The organism is Streptomyces sp. NPDC055103 (genome assembly GCF_053607625.1).
In genome coordinates, this window is record NZ_JBSGTX010000032.1 from 16,910 (window position 1) to 34,999 (window position 18,090).

14 protein-coding genes are annotated in these 18,090 nt (G+C 72.2%); 6 read left to right on the forward strand and 8 right to left on the reverse strand.

The window, feature by feature from the left end:
* Window positions 1–10: 10 nt before the first annotated feature.
* Window positions 11–4,237 carry a molybdopterin-dependent oxidoreductase gene (locus ACWFR1_RS20925; protein WP_453553262.1) on the reverse strand — a complete coding sequence of 1,409 codons (4,227 nt, stop codon included), beginning with the start codon at window positions 4,235–4,237 and terminating at the stop codon, window positions 11–13.
* A 267-nt stretch (window positions 4,238–4,504) separates the two neighbouring features.
* Here ACWFR1_RS20925 and ACWFR1_RS20930 point away from each other — a divergent pair, with 267 nt between their 5' ends.
* A complete protein-coding gene (locus tag ACWFR1_RS20930; RefSeq protein ID WP_453553264.1) occupies window positions 4,505–4,957 on the forward strand; it encodes an SRPBCC family protein in 453 nt (150 codons plus the stop codon).
* Between the two features lie 174 nt (window positions 4,958–5,131).
* Window positions 5,132–6,865 carry a BCCT family transporter gene (locus ACWFR1_RS20935; RefSeq protein WP_453553266.1) on the forward strand — a complete coding sequence of 578 codons (1,734 nt, stop codon included), beginning with the start codon at window positions 5,132–5,134 and terminating at the stop codon, window positions 6,863–6,865.
* Window positions 6,866–6,914: 49 nt separating this feature from the next.
* On the opposite strand, the gene ACWFR1_RS20940 is transcribed toward ACWFR1_RS20935, so the two are convergent.
* From ACWFR1_RS20940 to ACWFR1_RS20955, 4 genes are all read right to left on the reverse strand, one after another.
* Window positions 6,915–7,427, reverse strand: coding sequence for a DUF6328 family protein (locus tag ACWFR1_RS20940; RefSeq protein WP_453553268.1), 513 nt, complete (start codon window positions 7,425–7,427; stop codon window positions 6,915–6,917).
* Window positions 7,428–7,445: 18 nt separating this feature from the next.
* A complete protein-coding gene (locus ACWFR1_RS20945; protein ID WP_453553270.1) occupies window positions 7,446–8,753 on the reverse strand; it encodes a sugar ABC transporter permease in 1,308 nt (435 codons plus the stop codon).
* Window positions 8,750–9,529 (reverse strand): ATP-binding cassette domain-containing protein, encoded by a 780-nt coding sequence (locus tag ACWFR1_RS20950; protein WP_453553272.1) that lies wholly within the window; start codon window positions 9,527–9,529, stop codon window positions 8,750–8,752. Before ACWFR1_RS20950 ends, ACWFR1_RS20945 begins: the two co-directional genes overlap by 4 nt.
* A gap of 81 nt (window positions 9,530–9,610) precedes the next feature.
* Entirely contained in the window at window positions 9,611–10,702 is a 1,092-nt protein-coding gene (locus ACWFR1_RS20955; RefSeq protein WP_453553274.1) for a sugar ABC transporter substrate-binding protein, read from the reverse strand.
* Window positions 10,703–10,926: 224 nt separating this feature from the next.
* Between ACWFR1_RS20955 and ACWFR1_RS20960 the strand changes: the two genes are divergently transcribed.
* Complete coding sequence (locus ACWFR1_RS20960) at window positions 10,927–12,429, forward strand: long-chain-fatty-acid--CoA ligase (RefSeq protein WP_453553276.1); 1,503 nt, start codon at window positions 10,927–10,929, stop codon at window positions 12,427–12,429.
* A gap of 91 nt (window positions 12,430–12,520) precedes the next feature.
* Here the strand turns inward: ACWFR1_RS20960 and ACWFR1_RS20965 are convergent, their stop codons facing one another.
* The 3 genes from ACWFR1_RS20965 to ACWFR1_RS20975 form a co-directional block, all read right to left on the reverse strand.
* On the reverse strand, window positions 12,521–13,099 hold the full coding sequence (locus ACWFR1_RS20965) for an antibiotic biosynthesis monooxygenase (RefSeq protein ID WP_453553278.1): 579 nt from the start codon (window positions 13,097–13,099) through the stop codon (window positions 12,521–12,523).
* Between the two features lie 75 nt (window positions 13,100–13,174).
* Window positions 13,175–13,426, reverse strand: a complete 252-nt coding sequence (locus ACWFR1_RS20970; RefSeq protein ID WP_453553280.1) for an EF-hand domain-containing protein — start codon at window positions 13,424–13,426, stop codon at window positions 13,175–13,177.
* Between the two features lie 184 nt (window positions 13,427–13,610).
* On the reverse strand, window positions 13,611–15,287 hold the full coding sequence (locus tag ACWFR1_RS20975) for an IclR family transcriptional regulator domain-containing protein (RefSeq protein WP_453553282.1): 1,677 nt from the start codon (window positions 15,285–15,287) through the stop codon (window positions 13,611–13,613).
* A gap of 159 nt (window positions 15,288–15,446) precedes the next feature.
* Between ACWFR1_RS20975 and ACWFR1_RS20980 the strand changes: the two genes are divergently transcribed.
* Genes ACWFR1_RS20980 through ACWFR1_RS20990 form a run of 3 tightly spaced genes read left to right on the forward strand, consistent with a single transcriptional unit; the run spans window position 15,447 to window position 18,087 of the window.
* Window positions 15,447–16,205, forward strand: coding sequence for a CoA transferase subunit A (locus ACWFR1_RS20980; RefSeq protein ID WP_453553284.1), 759 nt, complete (start codon window positions 15,447–15,449; stop codon window positions 16,203–16,205).
* Window positions 16,202–16,894 carry a CoA transferase subunit B gene (locus tag ACWFR1_RS20985; protein ID WP_453553286.1) on the forward strand — a complete coding sequence of 231 codons (693 nt, stop codon included), beginning with the start codon at window positions 16,202–16,204 and terminating at the stop codon, window positions 16,892–16,894. The genes ACWFR1_RS20980 and ACWFR1_RS20985 overlap by 4 nt, the downstream gene beginning before the upstream one ends.
* Entirely contained in the window at window positions 16,891–18,087 is a 1,197-nt protein-coding gene (locus ACWFR1_RS20990; RefSeq protein ID WP_453553288.1) for a thiolase family protein, read from the forward strand. Before ACWFR1_RS20985 ends, ACWFR1_RS20990 begins: the two co-directional genes overlap by 4 nt.
* Window positions 18,088–18,090 lie beyond the last annotated feature (3 nt).

The following is an 18,090-nucleotide window of genomic DNA, read 5'->3' on the forward strand; positions in this document are numbered from 1 at the left end:
GGCAGCGCCGTCAGTACACGTCCCTGACGTAGCGCTTGTCGGCGGCGAGCTGTTTCACGTACACGGCCGCCGACTCCTCGTCGTGGCCGCCGTGGGTGACGGCGATGTCCCGCAGGGCCCGGTCGACGTCCTTCGCCATCCGGGCCGCGTCGCCGCAGACGTAGAAGTGCGCGCCGGACTGGAGCCACGACCACAGCTGCGGGCCGTGCTCCCGCATCCGGTCCTGGACGTAGATCTTGGCGCGCTGGTCGCGGGAGAAGGCGGTGTCGAGCCGGTCGAGGGTGCCGTCGGCGAGGAGGGCGGTGAGCTCGTCCTCGTAGCAGAAGTCGGTGGCGCGGTGCTGCTCGCCGAAGAAGAGCCAGTTCGGGGCGCGGTGCCCGAGGGCACGGCGCTCGTCGAGGAAGCCGACGAACGGAGCCACGCCCGTGCCGGGGCCGACCATGATCATGGGGGTCGTGGGGTCCGCCGGGGGCCGGAAGTGCGGCGCGCGCTGGACGAAGACCTGGACGGGGGAGCCGGGTTCGGCGTCGGCGAGGAACGCCGAGCAGACGCCTGTGCGGGGGCGGCCGCGCAGACTCTCCCAGCGGACGACGGAGACCGTCAGCGAGACCTGGTGGGGGTCGGTGAGCGGGCTGGAGGAGATCGAGTACAGCCGGGGCCGCAGACGGCCGAGGACGTCGGCCCACTCCTGGGCGGCGGCGCGGACGGGGTGCTCGGCGATGACGTCGACGGCCTGCCGGCCCCAGGTCCACTGGGCGAGCCCGTCCTTGTTGTCGGGGCGGAGGAGCCTCTTCAGCTCCCGGTCGCCGGTCCGCTCCGTGACGAAGCCCAGGAACGCGGACGTGGTGCGGGTGATGTCGAGGTGGCGGTGCAGGGCCTCGCCGAAGGGGACGCCGCCGGGCTGACCCGGAAGCTCCACGGGGGTGTCCGCGTCGAGGCCGGTGACGGCCAGCCATTCGGCCACGAGACTGCGACAGTTGACGGGCTGGACGCCGAGCGCGTCGCCCGTCTCGTACCCGAGGGGAGCGCCGTACTCGCTCGTGTCGAAGGTGAACCGCCGGACCTCCTTGCCCGCTCCGGGCAGGGAGAGCAGCCGGTTGCCGACGAGCCGCGCGGGCGTCGCGGCGGGTCCCGACCGGCGCGCGGGTGCCGGGATCGGTGCCGGTGCCGGAATCGGTGCGGGTCCCGGAGCCGTAGCCGACGCGCCCGCGGACGGTGCCCGCGCACCGTCGGCGAGTCCGGCCAGGACCTGGTCCAGCCAGGCGTGGGCGGAGGGCTCGAAGTCGGGTTCGCAGTCGGTACGCGGAGCGAGCCGGACGGCGCCGAGCTCGTCGAGCCGGTGGTCCAGGCGCCGCCCGTGCCCGCAGAAGTCCCCGTACGAGGAGTCCCCGAGGGCCAGGACGGCGTAGCGCCGCCCGTCGAGCCGGGGCGTGTCGGGCGCGGCCAGCGAATCCCAGAAGCCCGAGCCGTTGTCGGGTGCGTCCCCGTCCCCGAACGTGCTGGTGATCAGCAGCAGGTCGGCGGTGGGCGGAAGGGCCTTGAGGTCGGTCGTGTCCATGCCGGTGAGGGCCGGCCGGTGCCCCGCCGCGAGGAGCCGCTCGGCGGTGGCGGCCGCGAACTCCTCGGCGTTGCCGGTCTGCGAGGCCCACAGCACGACGACCTCGCGGCCTGGCGCGCCCTCCGCCGTCCCGGAGCGCGTCGGGGTCCCCGCGTCCTGAGGGGTGCGCGAGTACAGGCCGGCGAGCACGCCGTTCACCCAGCGGGCGTGGTCCTCGCGGAAGGGCGCGCCGGCCGGCAGGACCGGCACCCCCGGCGCACCGGACTCCAGGCCCGCGAGGAAGCCGACGAGGTACTGCCGTTCCTCGGAGCTCAGGACGGGGGGCGGGGTCGGCGGCAGCCCGAAGGCGGCGGCGGGCCCGGGCGGCAGGACCCCGCTCGGGACCACAAGGCGCGGGGCCACGACGGCCGACGGCGCAACGGATGCCCCTGTGGACGCCCCGGCGGATGTCCCGGCCGACGCGCCGGTCGACGGCGTCGACCCGGCGGCAGCCGGCACCGCCGCCACCCTCGTCAGCGCCACCGCGCACACCTTCAGCTCGGGCTGGAAGGAGAGGGGGTCGACGGCGTCGTTGGTGACGGCGTTGACGCACAGCTCCTCGCCGAACAGGTCGTTCCAGTGGAACGGCGCGAAACAGCACCCCGGCCTCACCCGGTCGGTGACCACCGCGGGGAGCACGGCCTTCCCGCGCCGCGAGGTGATCTCCACGGCGTCGCCCTCCGCGACGCCGAGCCGCAGGGCGTCCTCGGGGTGCACCTCGACGAAGGGCGCCGGATCGAGCTTGTTGAGCTTGGCGACCTTCCCGGTCTTGGTGAGGGTGTGCCACTGGTGCTGGAGACGGCCGGTGTTGAGGACGAACGGATACGTGTCGTCGGGCATCTCGGCGGCGTCGATGTGCGGCCGGGCGTGGAAGACGGCACGGCCGCTCGCCGTCGGGAAGACGGGCCCGGAGGCGCCGCCCGCGCCGTCGCCGGCGGCCACGTACCGGATCGGGTTGCGGTTCGGCCCGCCGGCCGCGGCCGGCCACTGGACGGGGGTCGCGCGGAGTCGCTCGTACGTCACGCCGCTCACGTCGTAGCCGGTCTTCGGGTTCGCGGCGCGCCTGATCTCCTCGAAGACCTCCTCGGCGCTCTCGTACGCGAACGCCTTCTCGTACCCCATGGCCTGGGCGACGCGGGCGATGATCAGCCAGTCGGGGAGGGCCTCGCCGGGCGGGTCGGCCGCCGGCCGGGAGAGGGTGAGCGTGCGCTCGCTGTTGACCAGTACGCCCTCGCTCTCGGTCCACAGCGCGGCGGGCAGGACCACGTCGGCGTACGCGTTGGTCTCCGTCTCGGCGAACGCGTCCTGGGTGATGACGAGTTCGGCGGCCCGCAGCCCCGCGATCACGGTGGCGCGGTGGGCGACGGAGGCGACGGGGTTGGTGCAGATGATCCAGCACGCCTTGATCTCGCCCTCCGCCATCCGCCGGAAGAGGTCGATCGTGCCGGTGCCGGATCCGTCCTCGCGGAGCGTGCCCGGCGGGAGCTCCCAGAGCTCCTCGGTGAAGGCCCGGTCCTCGGCGACCAGGACAGAGCGCTGCCCGGGGAGGCCGGGGCCCATGTAACCCATCTCGCGTCCGCCCATGGCGTTGGGCTGGCCGGTGAGGGAGAAGGGGCCCGAGCCGGGGCGGCAGATCGCGCCGGTGGCCAGGTGGAGGTTGATCAGGGCGTTGGTGTTCCAGGTGCCGTGGGTGGACTGGTTGAGGCCCATGGTCCAGCAGCTGGTCCACTCCCCGGCGGTGCCGATCCACTCGGCGGCCGTACGGATGTCCTGCTCGGGTATGCCGGTGAGCGCGGCGACGGCCGCCGGCGGGTAGTCGGCGAGGAACGGTGGCAGCGCCTCCCAGCCCTCGGTGTGCGCGGCGATGAAGTCGGGGTCGGTGTGGCCGTTCTCGTGCAACAGGTGCAGCAGGCCGTTGAGGAGCGCGAGGTCCGTACCGGGCCTGATCTGCAGGAAGAGGTCGGCCTTCGCGGCGGTGGCGGTGCGGCGGGGGTCGACGACGATGAGCTTCGCGCCGGCCTTGACCCGGTCCATCACGCGGAGGAAGAGGACGGGGTGGCAGTCGGCCATGTTGGAGCCGATGACGAGGAAGACGTCCGCCCGGTCGAGGTCGTCGTACGAGCCGGGCGGGCCGTCGGCGCCGAGGGAGAGCTTGTAGCCGGTGCCGGCGCTCGCCATGCAGAGCCGGGAGTTCGACTCGATGCGGTTCGTGCCGATGAAACCCTTGGCGAGCTTGTTGGCGAGGTACTGCGCCTCCAGGCTCATCTGGCCCGAGACGTAGAGCGCGAAGGCGTCCGGGCCGTGCTCGTCGACGACGTCCCGCAGGCGGCGGGCGGTCTCGGCGACGGCGAGATCGGTGCCGGTGGGGACGGGGGCGGCGGCGCGGTCGTCGCGGACGAGGGCGGTGGTCAGGCGTCCGGGGGCGGCGAGCATGTCGGCGGTGGTGGCGCCCTTGGTGCAGAGACGTCCCCGGTTGGCGGGATGGTCCTTGTCGCCCGAGGCCTTGAGGACCGTACGACGGCCGTCGGCGCCCAGGCCGATGTCGAGGAGCATGCCGCAGCCCACACCACAGTACGAGCAGACCGTCCGCACCTGCGGGGCGGCGCCGGCCCGGGGGTCCTGCGTGTCGGGTGGGGTCACCGGGGCGCCTCTCTGTGGAACCGTTCGAGCTCCGACCGTACGGAATGCCCGTTACGCCTGTGTCAACCGCGCCGATCATGGTCCGTAACGCCGGCCACACAGTGGCACGGGGCCCGCTGTGAGGCCTCGCCGGGGGCCTTCTTGGCCCGTCACTGGCGGGGTGCCGCCCTCCGTGGGACGATTTTCGTAGGAAGCGACAACGAGTCCGCGTCGGGGCTCGGATTCCCCCCTTCCCGACGAGGTCTCCCGTCGGACGAAGAGGGCACCATGCCTGCCATCACGGAAACCATCGACATCTCCCGCAGCCCCGCGGACGTCTTCTCCTACGTGACCGACCCGACCCATCTGCCCGAGTGGCAGGAGAGCGCGGTCAAGGTCCGCAGGCTGGGTGACGCCCCCTTGGCGATCGGCTCGAAGGTCGCCGTCACGCGGCGGCTCGGGCGCCGGGAGTTCACTTCGACCATGCAGGTCATCGAGCTGGAACCGCCGAGGCACTGGCACGTGCACGGCATCGACGGCCCCGTGCGCGGTGACGTCCAGGGCGCCATCGAACCGCTGGACGACGGCGAGCGGTCGCGCCTGACGCTCTCCCTCGACTTCGAGGGGCACGGCATCGGCAAGGCCCTCGTCCCGCTCGTCGTCCGCCCGCACGTGCGGAAGGAGATGCCGAGGGACGAGCGCACCCTCAAGGGCATCCTGGAGAGCGGCGCCGCGGGCTGACCGGCCCGCCCCCGGCCCGCCTCGCCGGCGGCCCTGACGCGGTCCGGTGACGGCGCCCCCGGTCATCACGCGGGCCGCGAAGGCCTGTTGGTCAGCCGAGTCCGGCCTCTCCTGTGGTACTGCCTTACGGATACATCATCACGTTTTTCCGTAATGCAGTGAAAGGTGACCTCTGTGCCGCAGGAAGACAAGAGGCCGGACGGCCGCCGGACAGGCGCCGAACGGGGAGGCCGGGAAGGGCTGCCGGTGACGGCCGACCTCCCCGGCCGACCCGACCATCACCGCCAAGCCCGCACCGACCGGATCGTGTTCGGTGTCACCGCCGTCCTCACCCTGGCGTTCGTCGTCTGGGGAGCCACGGCCACGGACAGCCTGGAGAGCGTCTCCAGCAAGCTCCTCGACGGACTGATCCGCGACGGCGGCTGGGCGTTCATGCTGGCCGCGTCCGGCTTCGTCGTCTTCGCGCTGTGGCTCGCCGTCAGCCGCTACGGCCGGATCACCCTCGGCCAGGAGAGCGAGGGCCCGGAGTTCCGTACCGTGTCGTGGATCGCCATGATGTTCAGCGCGGGCATGGGGATCGGCCTGATGTTCTACGGCGTGAGCGAACCCCTCGCCCACTACGGCACCCCGCCGCCCGGCACCCACCCCGTCGACTCGGCCGAGCGCATGCAGACGGCGATGGCCACCACGCTCTTCCACTGGACGCTCCACCCGTGGGCGATCTACGCCGTCGTCGGACTCGCCATCGCCTACTCCACGTTCCGGCGGAGGCGCCGCCAGACCATCAGCGCCGTCTTCGTCCCGCTCATCGGCGAGCGGAGGGCGTACGGCGGTCCCGGCCGCTTCATCGACATCCTGGCCATCTTCGCCACCCTCTTCGGCTCCGCCGCCTCGCTCGGGCTCGGCGCCCTCCAGATCGGCAGCGGCATCGAGGAGCTGGGCTGGCTGGAGAAGACCGGCACCGGGCTGCTCGTCGGCATCATCGCCGTCCTCACCGTGGCCTTCGTCTTCTCCGCCGTCTCCGGTGTGGAGAAGGGCATCCAGTGGCTCTCCAACACCAACATGGTGCTCGCGGTGGTGCTCGCCGTCTTCGTCTTCGTGGCGGGCCCCACGATCATCGTGCTCGATCTGCTGCCCACCTCCCTCGCCGCCTACATCGACCAGCTGCCGCAGCTGGCCGGCCGCACCGAGGCGACCAGCGGCGCGGACATCCACGCCTGGCTCGGCGGCTGGACCGTCTTCTACTGGGCGTGGTGGATCTCCTGGACGCCCTTCGTCGGCATGTTCATCGCCCGCATCAGCCGGGGCCGGACCATCCGCCAGTTCGTCGGCGGCGTCATCCTGGTGCCCAGCACCGTCAGCCTCGTCTGGTTCGCGATCTTCGGCGGTACGGCGATGAAGCTCAGCGAGCAGGGCGACCTGGCGGGGGAGGCCACCCCCGAGGGGCAACTCTTCGGCGTTCTCCAGGAGTTCCCGATGGTCGGTGCCATGAGCCTGCTGGTGATGATCCTCGTCGGGATCTTCTTCGTCTCGGGCGCGGACGCCGCCTCCCTCGTCATGGGCACGCTCTCCCAGCGCGGCGCCTTCGAACCCACCCGCCCCGTGGTGGTGTTCTGGGGCGTCCTGACGGGTGCGGTCGCGGCCATCATGCTCCTCATCGGCGACGGCCAGGGCGACGCCCTCGCCGGGCTCCAGAACCTCACCATCCTCGTGGCGGCGCCGTTCGTGCTCGTCATGATCGGCATGTGCTGGGCGCTCATGCGGGACCTGCGTGAGGATCCGCTCATCGTCCGCGGTGAGGTGGGGGAGGAGGTCGTCGCGGTCGCCGTGATCGCGGGCCACGAGCAGTACGACGGCGACTTCGAGCTGAGGATCGGCCCCGGCACGTCGGAGTCGGACGGGCCCTGACGGGAGGGTCCCTGGCGACGACGGCTCGCCTCCGACTACGGGCTCACCTCTAGCTCGTGTAGCGGAAGCGCACCCACAAGGGCAGGGCGAACCAGCAGAGCATGTACCAGGCGAGGACCCCGGTGACGAGCCACGGCACGTACGAGTCGTCCCCGGTGGCCACCCGCAGGACCAGGAGGAGGGCCGACGTCAGGGTCGCGAGCAGGAGCACGATGCCCGTGAAGGTGAGGCGGGCGGCCCAGACGACGGCCTGGGGTTTGATCTGCCGACCGGCCACGATCCGGTGGAGGGCGACGGGTCCGATGAGCGCGCCGGTCGCCAGGGAACCGACGACGACCGTGACGATGTAGATCGCCTTGTCGGTCTGTTCGAGACCCTGGAAGTGCGGGGTGAAGACCACGGTGAGGAGGAAACCGAGGAGGATCTGCACACCGGTCTGGACGACCCGGATCTCCTGGATGACCTCCTGCCAGCGCCGGTCGGCGCGCTCCGCCTCGGTCTCGCTCCGGCCGTACCCGGTCCGGTCGCCCTCCTTTCGGCCCTTCCTCGGATCGGCTTCCATGAGTGGTCCTCCGGTGGCTCAGGCCCTGCCCGCGGCCTTCTGGCTCCTGCGGGACAGGGAGTCGACGACCACGGCGGCGAGCAGAACCGAACCCGTGATCATGAACTGGACGGCGTTGCTGACGCCCATGATGTTCATACCCGACTGGATGGACCCGATCACCAGCGCGCCCAAGAGCGCGGACCAGACCGAACCGCGGCCGCCGAACAGGCTCGTACCGCCGATGACGGCGGCCGCGATGACGTTCATCAGCAGGTTGCCGCCGCCGGAGGTCTGGCTCGCCGACTGGATCTGTCCGGCCAGGAAGAGGCCGCCGACCGCCGCCATGGTCCCGGCGATCGAGAACACGGACATCCGGACGAACGGCACGCTGATGCCCGCCCGGCGCGCGCCCTCGATGTTGCCGCCGACCGCGAAGATCCGCCGGCCGTACGTGGTGCGCCGCAGCACGAAGTCCAGGAGCACGAGCACGATCAGGAAGACCAGGAGCGCCAGCGGGAGCCCCTGGTACTGGTTGAGGATGTACGCGGTGACGAACGCGATCGCGGCGATCACGACCGTACGCAGGACGATCTCGGCGATCGGCCGGTACGGCACCCGGGCCGCCCGGCGCCGTCTCGCGTCCAGGAGCGAGGCCGCCAGGAACAGCCCGACGCCGACGGCCGCCGTCACATAGGCCGCGGCCGGGCTGTGGTAGATCGTCGAGTAGAGCCGGGAGACGATGCTCTCGCTGGGGATGTTGACGGTGCCGCTGGTGCCGAGCACCTGGAGCATCAGCCCGTTCCAGGCGAGGTTGCCGGCCAGCGTGACGACGAAGGCCGGGACGCCGATCTCGGCGAAGAAGAACCCTTGGATGAGCCCGACGGCCGCGCCGCCCGCGATGGCGATCAGCAGCGCGAGCCACTCGTTCATGCCGTTCAGGACGTTCAGCACGGCGAAGATCGCGGCGCACAGGCCGCTGACCGAGCCGACGGAGAGGTCGATCTCGCCGAGCAGCAGGACGAAGACGATACCGACGGCGATCATGCCGGTGCCGACGATCTGCTGGCTGAGGTCGGAGAGGTTCTGGGCCGAGAGGAACGTGCTGTCGAGACTGCCGAACACCGTCCAGATGACGATCACGGCCAGGATGACGGGCAGGGACCCCAGCTCCCCGCTGCGCAGCTTGCGCCGGAACTCGCCGACGTACCCCTTCACCCCCTCCTCGCGGACCAGGAGACGTGCGTCCACGGCCGGTACGGCACCCTCCGCCGGTTCCTGGCTGGCGGCGTCGTCGCGAACGCCGGAGCCCTTCGTGGGGTCCGTGCGGTCTCGGTCGGAGCTCATCGCTCCTCCTCCCGCTGACGGGCCTGGCGGCGGGTGACGGCGCTGTCGGTGGCCCCGGTGATGGCGGAGATGATCTCCTCGGTGGTCGTGGAGCGCCTGTCGAATACGCCGTTGTTCCGGCCGAGCCGCATGACGGCGATCCGGTCGGCGACCGCCATCACGTCCACCATGTTGTGGCTGATCAGGATGGTCCCCAGGCCGCGCGCGCGGAGCCGCTCGACCAGGTCCAGCACCTCGGCGGTCTGCTCCACGCCCAGGGCGGCCGTGGGCTCGTCCAGGACGACGACCTTCGGCTCGCCGATCAGCGAGCGGGCGATCGCCACCGTCTGGCGCTGGCCGCCGGAGAGCGAGGCGACGGGGATCCGGACGCTCGGGATGCGGATCGACAGGGTGTCGAGCAGCTCCCGCGAGCGCTGGTCCATGCGGACCTCGTCGAGGACGCCGAAGCGGCGCAGCTCACGGCCCAGGAAGAGGTTGGCGACGACGTCGAGGTTGTCGCACAGCGCCAGGTCCTGGTAGACGGTGGCGATGCCGAGGTTCTGGGCGTCATGGGGCCGGCTGATGGAGACCGGGCGGCCCTCCCACTCGATGACTCCCTCGTCGGGCGGGTTCACCCCGGCGATCGCCTTGACGGCCGTGGACTTGCCGGCGCCGTTGTCGCCGACGAGGGCGACGACCTCGCCCGGGTGGACCTCCAGATCGAACCCCTTCAGCGCCTGGACCGCGCCGAACCGCTTGGAGATCCCCCGCAGTGTGAGCACGGGTGACTCCGGCAAAGGAACCGCCTCCTCCGCTCGCCCGTCCGTACGGGCCGCTCCGCCCCACCGGGATGCAACGCCTCGCGACTGCCGGAGGCGCTACTTCAGACCGGCCTCCTCGCAGGCCGCGGCATAGGCCGGGGTGCAGATCTCGGCGACCGTGTACAGCCCGTCCTTGACGACGGTGTCCTTGATGTTGTCCTTGTCGACGACGACCGGCGTCAGCAGGTGGGACGGGACCTTCTCACCACTGCCGCTGGTGACGGTGGTCGGCGTCAGGTCGGACGGGAGCTCCTTGCTCTCGGCGAGGTTGACGGCCATCGTGGCGGCGATGTCGGCCTCCGGCTTGTACGGCTTCTCGACCGTGATCGTCTGGGTGCCGGCGAGGATCCGCTGGATCGCGTCGAGCTGGGCGTCCTGGCCGGTCAGCGGCACGTTCATGCCCGCCGCCTTGAGGGCGGTGGCGATGCCCGCGGCCAGTCCGTCGTTGGCCGAGTAGACGCCGACGATCTTGTCCTTGCCGAGGGCGCTGATGGCACCGGACATCTGCTGGTTGGCGTTGTTCGGGTCCCAGTTCGGCGTGTCGTACTCCTTGCCGATCTTCACCTTGCCGTCCAGGACGGAGTGCGCGCCGGCCTTGAACTCGGCCGCGTTCGGGTCGGTCGGCGAACCGTTGTGCATCACGATCTCGCCGGTCCCGGCCTTGTCGCCGAGCGCGTCGAGGAGCGCCTGGCCCTGGAGCTCGCCCACCTTGCGGTTGTCGTACGAGACGTAGGCGTCGACGGGACCCTGCGCCAGGCGGTCGTACGCGACGACCTTGACGCCCGCGTCCCGGGCCTTCTGCACGGAGGACTGGATCGACTTCGCGTCCACGGCGTCCAGGATGAGCACCTTGTCGCCCTTGGCGAGTGCGGTGTTGACCTGCTGTTGCTGGGTCGTGGCGCTCTCGGCGGCGTTGTAGTAGTCGATCTGCGCCTGCGGCGCCAGCTCCTTGATCTTGGCCTCGATGTAGGGCCGGTCGAACTTCTCGTACCGGGTGGTCTTGCTCTCCGGCAGCAGGAGGCCGATCCGCACCTCGCCCTGCGCCGCCGTCTCCGCGCCCGGCAGGGCGGCTCCGCTCACGGACGCCGCTCCCAGGGCCAGGGCCGCGGCTCCGGCCAGGGCTATCGCACTCCGCAGTGTTCGGGTCATGGAAGGCTCCTCTCGTACGCCCCCTTCCCCTCACCTGGTGAGCATGGGGACAGAAGATGCACTTTTGGCCTATATATCGACATTAGCGGCAAGCTGAGGACCGGCAAGCGGGTGAAAAAACCGGCCGGTAACCTGGCCGCTGAGCGTCCGGCTCCCGTGTGGCGTACGAAACGAAGCACGGACGAAGCACAGACAAAGCGCGAATGATCAGAAAGAGGTCGACGATGACCAATCTGGCTCTCAACCTGGCCCGCACCGCAGCGGCACGGCCGGACGCCATCGCGATCCAACTGGACGACCAGACCCTCGACTACCGGTCGCTCGACGACCGCAGCGCGCGTCTCGCCGGCTGGCTGGAGACCAAGGGGGTCGGACCGGGCGACCGGGTCGCGATCATGCTGCCCAACATCCCGCACTTCGCCGTCGCCTACTACGGCGTGCTCCGCGCCGGCGCGGTCGCCGTGCCGATGAACCCGCTGCTCAAGTCCGGCGAGATCGGCTACGCCGCCGGCGACTGCGGGGCCCGGCTGATCCTCACCTGGGGCGCGGCGACGGCCGAGGCCGGAGCGGCGGCGGCGGACCTCGGCATCGAGTGCGCCGACGTGACCGACCCGGGCTTCGGCGCCGCCCTCGCCGCCGTCGCGCCGCGCGAGGGGATCGAGGACCGGGACGTCGACGACCTCGCCGTCCTGCTCTACACCTCCGGCACCACCGGCCGCCCCAAGGGAGCCCGGCTCACCCACGGGAACCTCGGGTCCAACACCGGGGCCGTGGCCCGCGCCCTGGCCATCACGGCCTCGGACACGGTCTTCGGCGGCCTGCCGTTCTTCCACGTCTTCGGCCAGACCTGCGGCCTGAACGCGGCCGTCCTCACCGGCGCCCGCATCACCCTGCTGCCGCGCTTCGACGCCGCGAAGGCGCTGGAGATCCTCTCCCGGGACCGGGTCACGGTGATGGAGGGCGTGCCCACCATGTTCCTCGGCCTGCTCGCCGCCGCCGACGCGGCCGGCTCCACCGGTCTCGCGGACGGCACCGGCGATCTGCGGCTGTGCGTGACCGGCGGCTCGGCGATGCCGGTGGAGGTCCTGCACCGCTTCGAGGCCGTCTTCGGCTGTCCGGTCGTCGAGGGCTACGGCCTCTCCGAGACCTCCCCGGTGGTCACCTTCGGGGCGCTCGACGGTCCCCGCAAGCCCGGATCGATCGGCACCCCCATCGACGGCGTGCACGTCCGTCTCGTCGACGACGAGGGCAAGGACGTCCCGCGGGGCGACGTCGGCGAGATCGCTGTGCAGGGCCCGAACGTCATGGCCGGGTACTGGAACCGGCCCGAGGCCGACGCGGCCGCCTTCACCGAGGGCTGGTTCCGCACCGGCGACCTCGCGCGGCGCGACGAGGACGGCTTCTACTTCATCGTGGACCGCAAGAAGGACCTGGTGATCCGCGGCGGCTACAACGTCTACCCGCGCGAGATCGAGGAGGTCCTGTACGAGCACCCGGCCGTCGCCGAGGCCGCCGTGGTGGGCGTCCCGCACGCCGTGCACGGCGAGGAGATCGCGGCCGTCGTCACCCTGCGGCCGGGCGCCGAGGCCACGGCGGACGACCTGCGCGCGTTCGTGAAGGCCCGCGTGGCCCCGTACAAGTACCCGAGGATCGTCCAGCTGGTGCCGGGTCTTCCCAAGGGCCCCACGGGCAAGATCCTCAAGCGGGAGATCACGATCGAGGGCTGACGCCGGGGCGCCGGGTGAGCGGGGCGGGGGCAGGGGCGCGATGCCTGCTGCCCTGCCCGCTCCCCGCTGCCATGTGGCCCGCTCTCCCGGCTCACCGCCCGCCGCTGAGCCAGCCCCGGAGCAGCCGGCTGGTCGCGGGCATCGCCACGTACGTCATCAGGACGTTGAAGACGACCGCGATGACGGCGCTGCTGAGCACGAGGGGCAGCGAGGTCAGACGGGGCGTCAGGAAACAGCCGCCCAGCAGCGAGACGGGATAGATCGCCAGGGTCGCGCTGATCGCCATCTTCCACCGCGGAGGCGCCGGCCGCGTCGAACCGGGCTTGGCGAACCAGGTCTCCATCCCCGTCAGTCGGCGTCGAGCGACCTCGGTGTGCTGGTGGCCCTTGCAGTCGGCGAACCACGCGGCCCGCTCCGGGGACTCCTGCCAGGCCTGACACGCGGCCGCGTCCCGGAAGCGGTGGACCAGGAACCACGGGGCGTCGCCGCCGGAGGAGCGGAACAGCCCGTAGCCGAGATGGCCGGGGAAGCGGGCGGCGCTCTCCAGGATGCCCTTCGCCCACCGCTCGAAAGCGGCCTCGTGACCGGGCTCGACCCGCCGGGCTATCAGCAGGGTCACCTCGCCGGAGTCGGCGGGGACATGCGTGTGCTCAAGGCTCACCGCGGTCATCGTTCTCCTCATGATCACAGCGCGCCCGCGACACACTCTACGCGGCGGCGACCGGCCTCCCGCCAGGCCGGGACGTCACCAGCCGAAGCGGCGGTCGACCACGGCGGCGAACTCCTCGAAGGTCAGGACCTTGTCACCGTTCTGGTCGGCGGCGTCGAACAGGGCCGCCGAGTCCGCGTCGTCCCCCACGCCCCAGACGGGGATGATCCCCTGCGCGACGAGCGTCGGCCCCTTGGAACGGAGCGCGCCGACGACCTCGGCGAGGGTGAGCGTGCCGTCGTGGTCGAGGTCGAGCGCGTCGAAGAGTGTGCGGGCCTTGTCGCTCATCGCGTGTCCTGTTCCCTGATCCCGATGGGGGTGATGGTGGGGGTCTCCGTACGGAGGGACGCGAGGCCCGCGCGCCAGGTTGCCCCACGCCCCACGACACGGCGGACGGTCATGGCATCGAGCACCGCGCCGTGGTCCTTCGCCCTCGTCGCAGGGGGCTTCTCACCCTCCGGTCGGCGCCGACTCAGGAGACGCGTACGGGGGACCAGCGGCTCACCGCGGCGAGGTCAGCGCTGATCGCGGCCGCCGTGCCGAGGAGGTGGGGGAGGAGCGCCGTCAGGCTCTCCGCCGCGGAGTGGCGGCCCGCGTGCAGCGCCACGTTGACCGCGGCGACCACCCGGCCCTGGCCGTCCGTCACCGGCGCCGCGAGCGAGCGCAGCCCGTCCTCCAGCTCCTGCTCCACCCAGCCGTAGCCGCGCCGCGCGGTGTCGGCGACCGCATCGGCGAGTGCCTCGGGCGTCGTCACGGTGCGGGGCGTGAGCGCCTCGGGCGTCACCTCCGCGAGGAGCGCCGCGCGCTCCTCCTCGGGCAGGGCGCCGAGCAGGACCCGGCCCATCGAGGTCGCGTAGGCGGGCAGGCGGGTGCCCACCCTGATGTCGATGTGCATGATGCGGGAGCTCGCGACGCGGGCGACGTAGCGGATGTCCTGCCCGTCGAGCACCGCGACGGACGCCGACTCGTGGACCCTGACCACCAGTTCGGCGAGGTGTGGGGTGGCGATCTCGACGAGCGTGAGGCCCGAGACTCGGGCGTGGCCGAGCTCCAGGACGCGGGGGAGCACGCGGAAGCCGTCCTCGTCCTCCCGTACGTATCCGAGGTGGCGCAGGGTGATCAGCGACCGCCGGGCGGTGGCGCGGGGGAGTCCCGTCAGCCGGGCGAGCTCGGAGAGCCTGGCCGGGCCGCGGACCGCGCCGAACGCGCACAGCACGTCCAGGCCGCGCGCGAGGGACTGCAGGAACCCCGCGCCCAGCTCCTCCTTGAGCTCCGCCGCACCCGGACCCTCGGGCGGCGCACCGCCCTCCGCCACCGGGGCCGCCGCGAGAGCCGCCTCCATCGCCGCGACGGCCGCGCGCAGTGGCGGCAGGGCGAAGTCGGCCAGGGAGCCGACGTCGTGACGGCTCGTGTGGCTGACCACGCTCACCGCGCAGACGACGGCGCCCGCCCGGTCGTGGACCGGCAGCGCGACGGCGATCAGGCCCGACTCGATGAGCTGGTCGTCCGCCGCCCAGCCGTCCGCACGGCTCCGTCGCGCCCGGTCGTGGAAGTCGTCCTCCACGGCGTCCTCCACGGAGTCCGAAACCGAGGGGGTACGGGGCGGTACGGCCGGGAAGCCCGTGTCCAGCGGGTCCTTCAGGTGCCGTTCCCGCCAGGCCCCCCACTCCGTGTCGTCCCAGTCGGCGGCGAACAGCGCCCCGGGCGCGCAGCGTTCGGCCGGAAGGACGTCGCCCGCGCGGAAGGAGATCGCCATCGCGCGGCGGCGCGCGGCCTGCGCCACGAAGCGCACGCCGTCCCCGTCGGGCACCGCCACGGACACGGACTCGTCGAGCTCGTCGGCGAGGGCGACGGCGTGCGGTCCGACGGCCTCGGGCAGTCCGGTCGAGGCCAGGTAGGCGTTGCCCAGTTCCGCCGCGCGCGGCGCGAGCAGCAGATCGCGTTCCTCGGCGCGTACGTATCCGAGGCGCAGGAGCGTCGTGGCGACCCGGTCGACGGTCGACCGGGCGAGCCCCGTGGCGCGGGCGAGATCGCCGGGACGGTGGCGGTTCCCCGGCCCGGCGGCCACCGCGCGCAGCACCGCGAGTCCGCGCTCCAGCGGCCCGACCAGCTCCTCCGGGGGCCCGTCGGGGTCCGTGCGCTGCGCCATCGTCGGGTCTCCTCCTGCTGGTCACGAATGCGAAAACCGTACCCGTCGCCGTTGACACGGCCCGAAGCGTGGGCGGACACTCACCCCGCCTTCGTTGATGAACATAAGTTCACCAGGCGAACGCATGTGCCGTCAATCCTCAGTGAAACGGGTCGTTACATGGACAAAGTGGTGACATCCGCCGCGGAAGCGGTGGCGGACATCGGCGACGGGGCCTCCCTCGCCGTCGGCGGCTTCGGACTGAGCGGGGTGCCGGACGTCCTGATCCGGGCCCTGCACGCCCAGGGATCCGGCCGGCTGAGCGTCGTGTCGAACAACTGCGGCGTCGACGGCGGGGGCCTCGGCATCCTGCTCGCCGACGGCCGCATCGTCCGCGTCACGGGCTCCTACATCGGCGACAACAAGGAGTTCGCCCGCCGCTACCTCGGCGGCGAACTGGAGCTGGAACTCACCCCCCAGGGCACCTTCGCCGAACGCCTCCGGGCCGGCGGCTGCGGCATCCCCGCCTTCTTCACGCCCGCCGGCGTCGGCACCCAGGCCGCCGACGGCGGCCTGCCCTGGCGGTACGCCCCCGACGGCAGCGTGGCGGTCGCCTCCCCGCCCAAGGAGATCCGCGTGTACGACGGCCGCCCGCACGTCCTGGAACACGGCATCACCACCGACTTCGCCCTGGTCCGCGCCGCCCGAGGCGACCGCCACGGCAACCTCGTCTTCCGCCGCTCCGCCCGCAACTTCAACCCGCTCGCCGCCATGGCCGGCCGGATCACGATCGCCGAGGTCGAGGAGCTCGTCGAGCCGGGCGCACTGGACCCCGACGCGATCCACCTGCCCGGCGTGTTCGTGCAGCGGGTCGTGGCACTGACCCCCGAAGAGGCCGCCGCCAAGGGCATCGAGCGAAGGACGGTACGCACGCGATGAGCTGGACCAGGGACGAGATGGCGGCCCGCGCCGCCCGCGAACTGACCGACGGCTCCTACGTCAACCTCGGGATCGGACTGCCGACCAGGGTCCCGGGCTTCCTCCCCGAGGGCGTCGACGTCGTCCTCCAGTCGGAGAACGGCCTCCTCGGCGTCGGACCGTATCCCTACGACGACGGGGTGGACGAGGTCGACCCCGACCTGATCAACGCCGGCAAGGAGACGGTCACCGTCCTGCCGGGCTCCTCCTTCTTCGACTCCGCCCTCTCCTTCGGCATGATCCGCGGCGGCCACATCGACACCGCCGTCCTCGGCGCCATGCAGGTCTCCGCCCGCGGCGACCTCGCCAACTGGGCCGTCCCGGGCCGGATGGTCAAGGGCATGGGCGGCGCGATGGACCTCGTCCACGGCGTCCGGCGGGTCGTCGTCCTCACCGAGCACACCGCCAAGGACGGCACGCCGAAGATCGTCGACACCTGCACGCTGCCGCTCACCGGCCGCGCCTGCGTCCACCGGATCATCACCGACCTCGGCGTCCTCGACGTCACCGAGGACGGCCTCGTCCTCGTGGAGACCGCGCCCGGCGTGAGCGTGGACGAGATCACGCGCAGGACCGGTGCCCCCGTGTCCGTACCCCCGGCCCTCAGCGCTGCCGCTGTCGCCGCCGACACCGCGGAGGAGACCCCGTGACCAAGGACGTCTACATCGTCGACGCCGTACGGACCCCGATCGGCCGCTACGGTGGCGCGCTCGCGGGCGTCCGCCCCGACGACCTCGCCGCCCACGTCCTGCGCGCCCTCCTCGACCGCGCCCCCGGACTCGACCCCGCCCGGATCGACGACGTGTTCCTCGGCAACGCCAACGGCGCCGGCGAGGAGAACCGGGACGTCGCCCGTATGGCCGCGCTGCTCGGCGGAGTGCCGGTGACCGTCCCCGGCGTCACCGTGAACCGCCTCTGCGGCTCCGGCATGGAGGCCGTGATCCAGGCGTACCGTGCCGTCGCCGTCGGCGACGCCTCGATCGTCCTCGCCGGCGGCGTCGAGTCGATGAGCCGCGCCCCCTGGGTCCTGCCCAAGCCCGACCGCGCCTACCCGGCCGGCCACCAGGAGCTCCACTCCACCACCCTCGGCTGGCGCATGGTCAACCCCCGCATGCCCGCCGAGTGGACCGTGTCCCTCGGGGAGGGCGCCGAGCTCGTCGCCGACAAGCACGCCATCGGCCGCGAGGCGCAGGACGCCTACGCCCTCGCCAGCCACGCCAAGGCCGCCGAGGCCTGGGCGACCGGTGCCTTCGACGCCGAGGTCGTCCCCGTCGAAGGCACCGGGCGGACCGGTACCGGCCTCGCCCGCGACGAGTCCGTCCGCGAGGACAGCTCCCTCGCCGCCCTCGCCCGCCTCAAGCCCGTCTTCCGCGCGGACGGCACCGTCACCGCGGGCAACGCCTCCCCGCTCAACGACGGCGCCTCCGCCCTCCTCGTCACCGACGAGGCCGGCCTCCGCGCCACCGGCCGCGACCCCCTCGCCCGCATCACCGCCTCGGCCGTCAGCGGCATCGCACCCCAGTACTTCGGCCTCGGCCCCGTCGAGGCCGCCCAGCGCGCCCTGACCCGCGCGGGCCGCACCTTCGCCGACCTCGCCACCCTGGAGCTCAACGAGGCCTTCGCCGCCCAGGCCCTCGGCTGCCTCGCCGAGTGGCCGGAGCTCGACCCCGCCGTCGTCAACCCCCACGGCGGAGCCATCGCGCTCGGACACCCCCTCGGCTCCTCCGGGGCCCGGCTCGCCGGAACCGTCGCCCACCAGCTCGCCGCCCTCGGCTCCGGCACCGGCCTCGCCACGCTCTGCATCGGCGTCGGCCAGGGACTCGCCCTCGTACTGGAAAGGTGACAG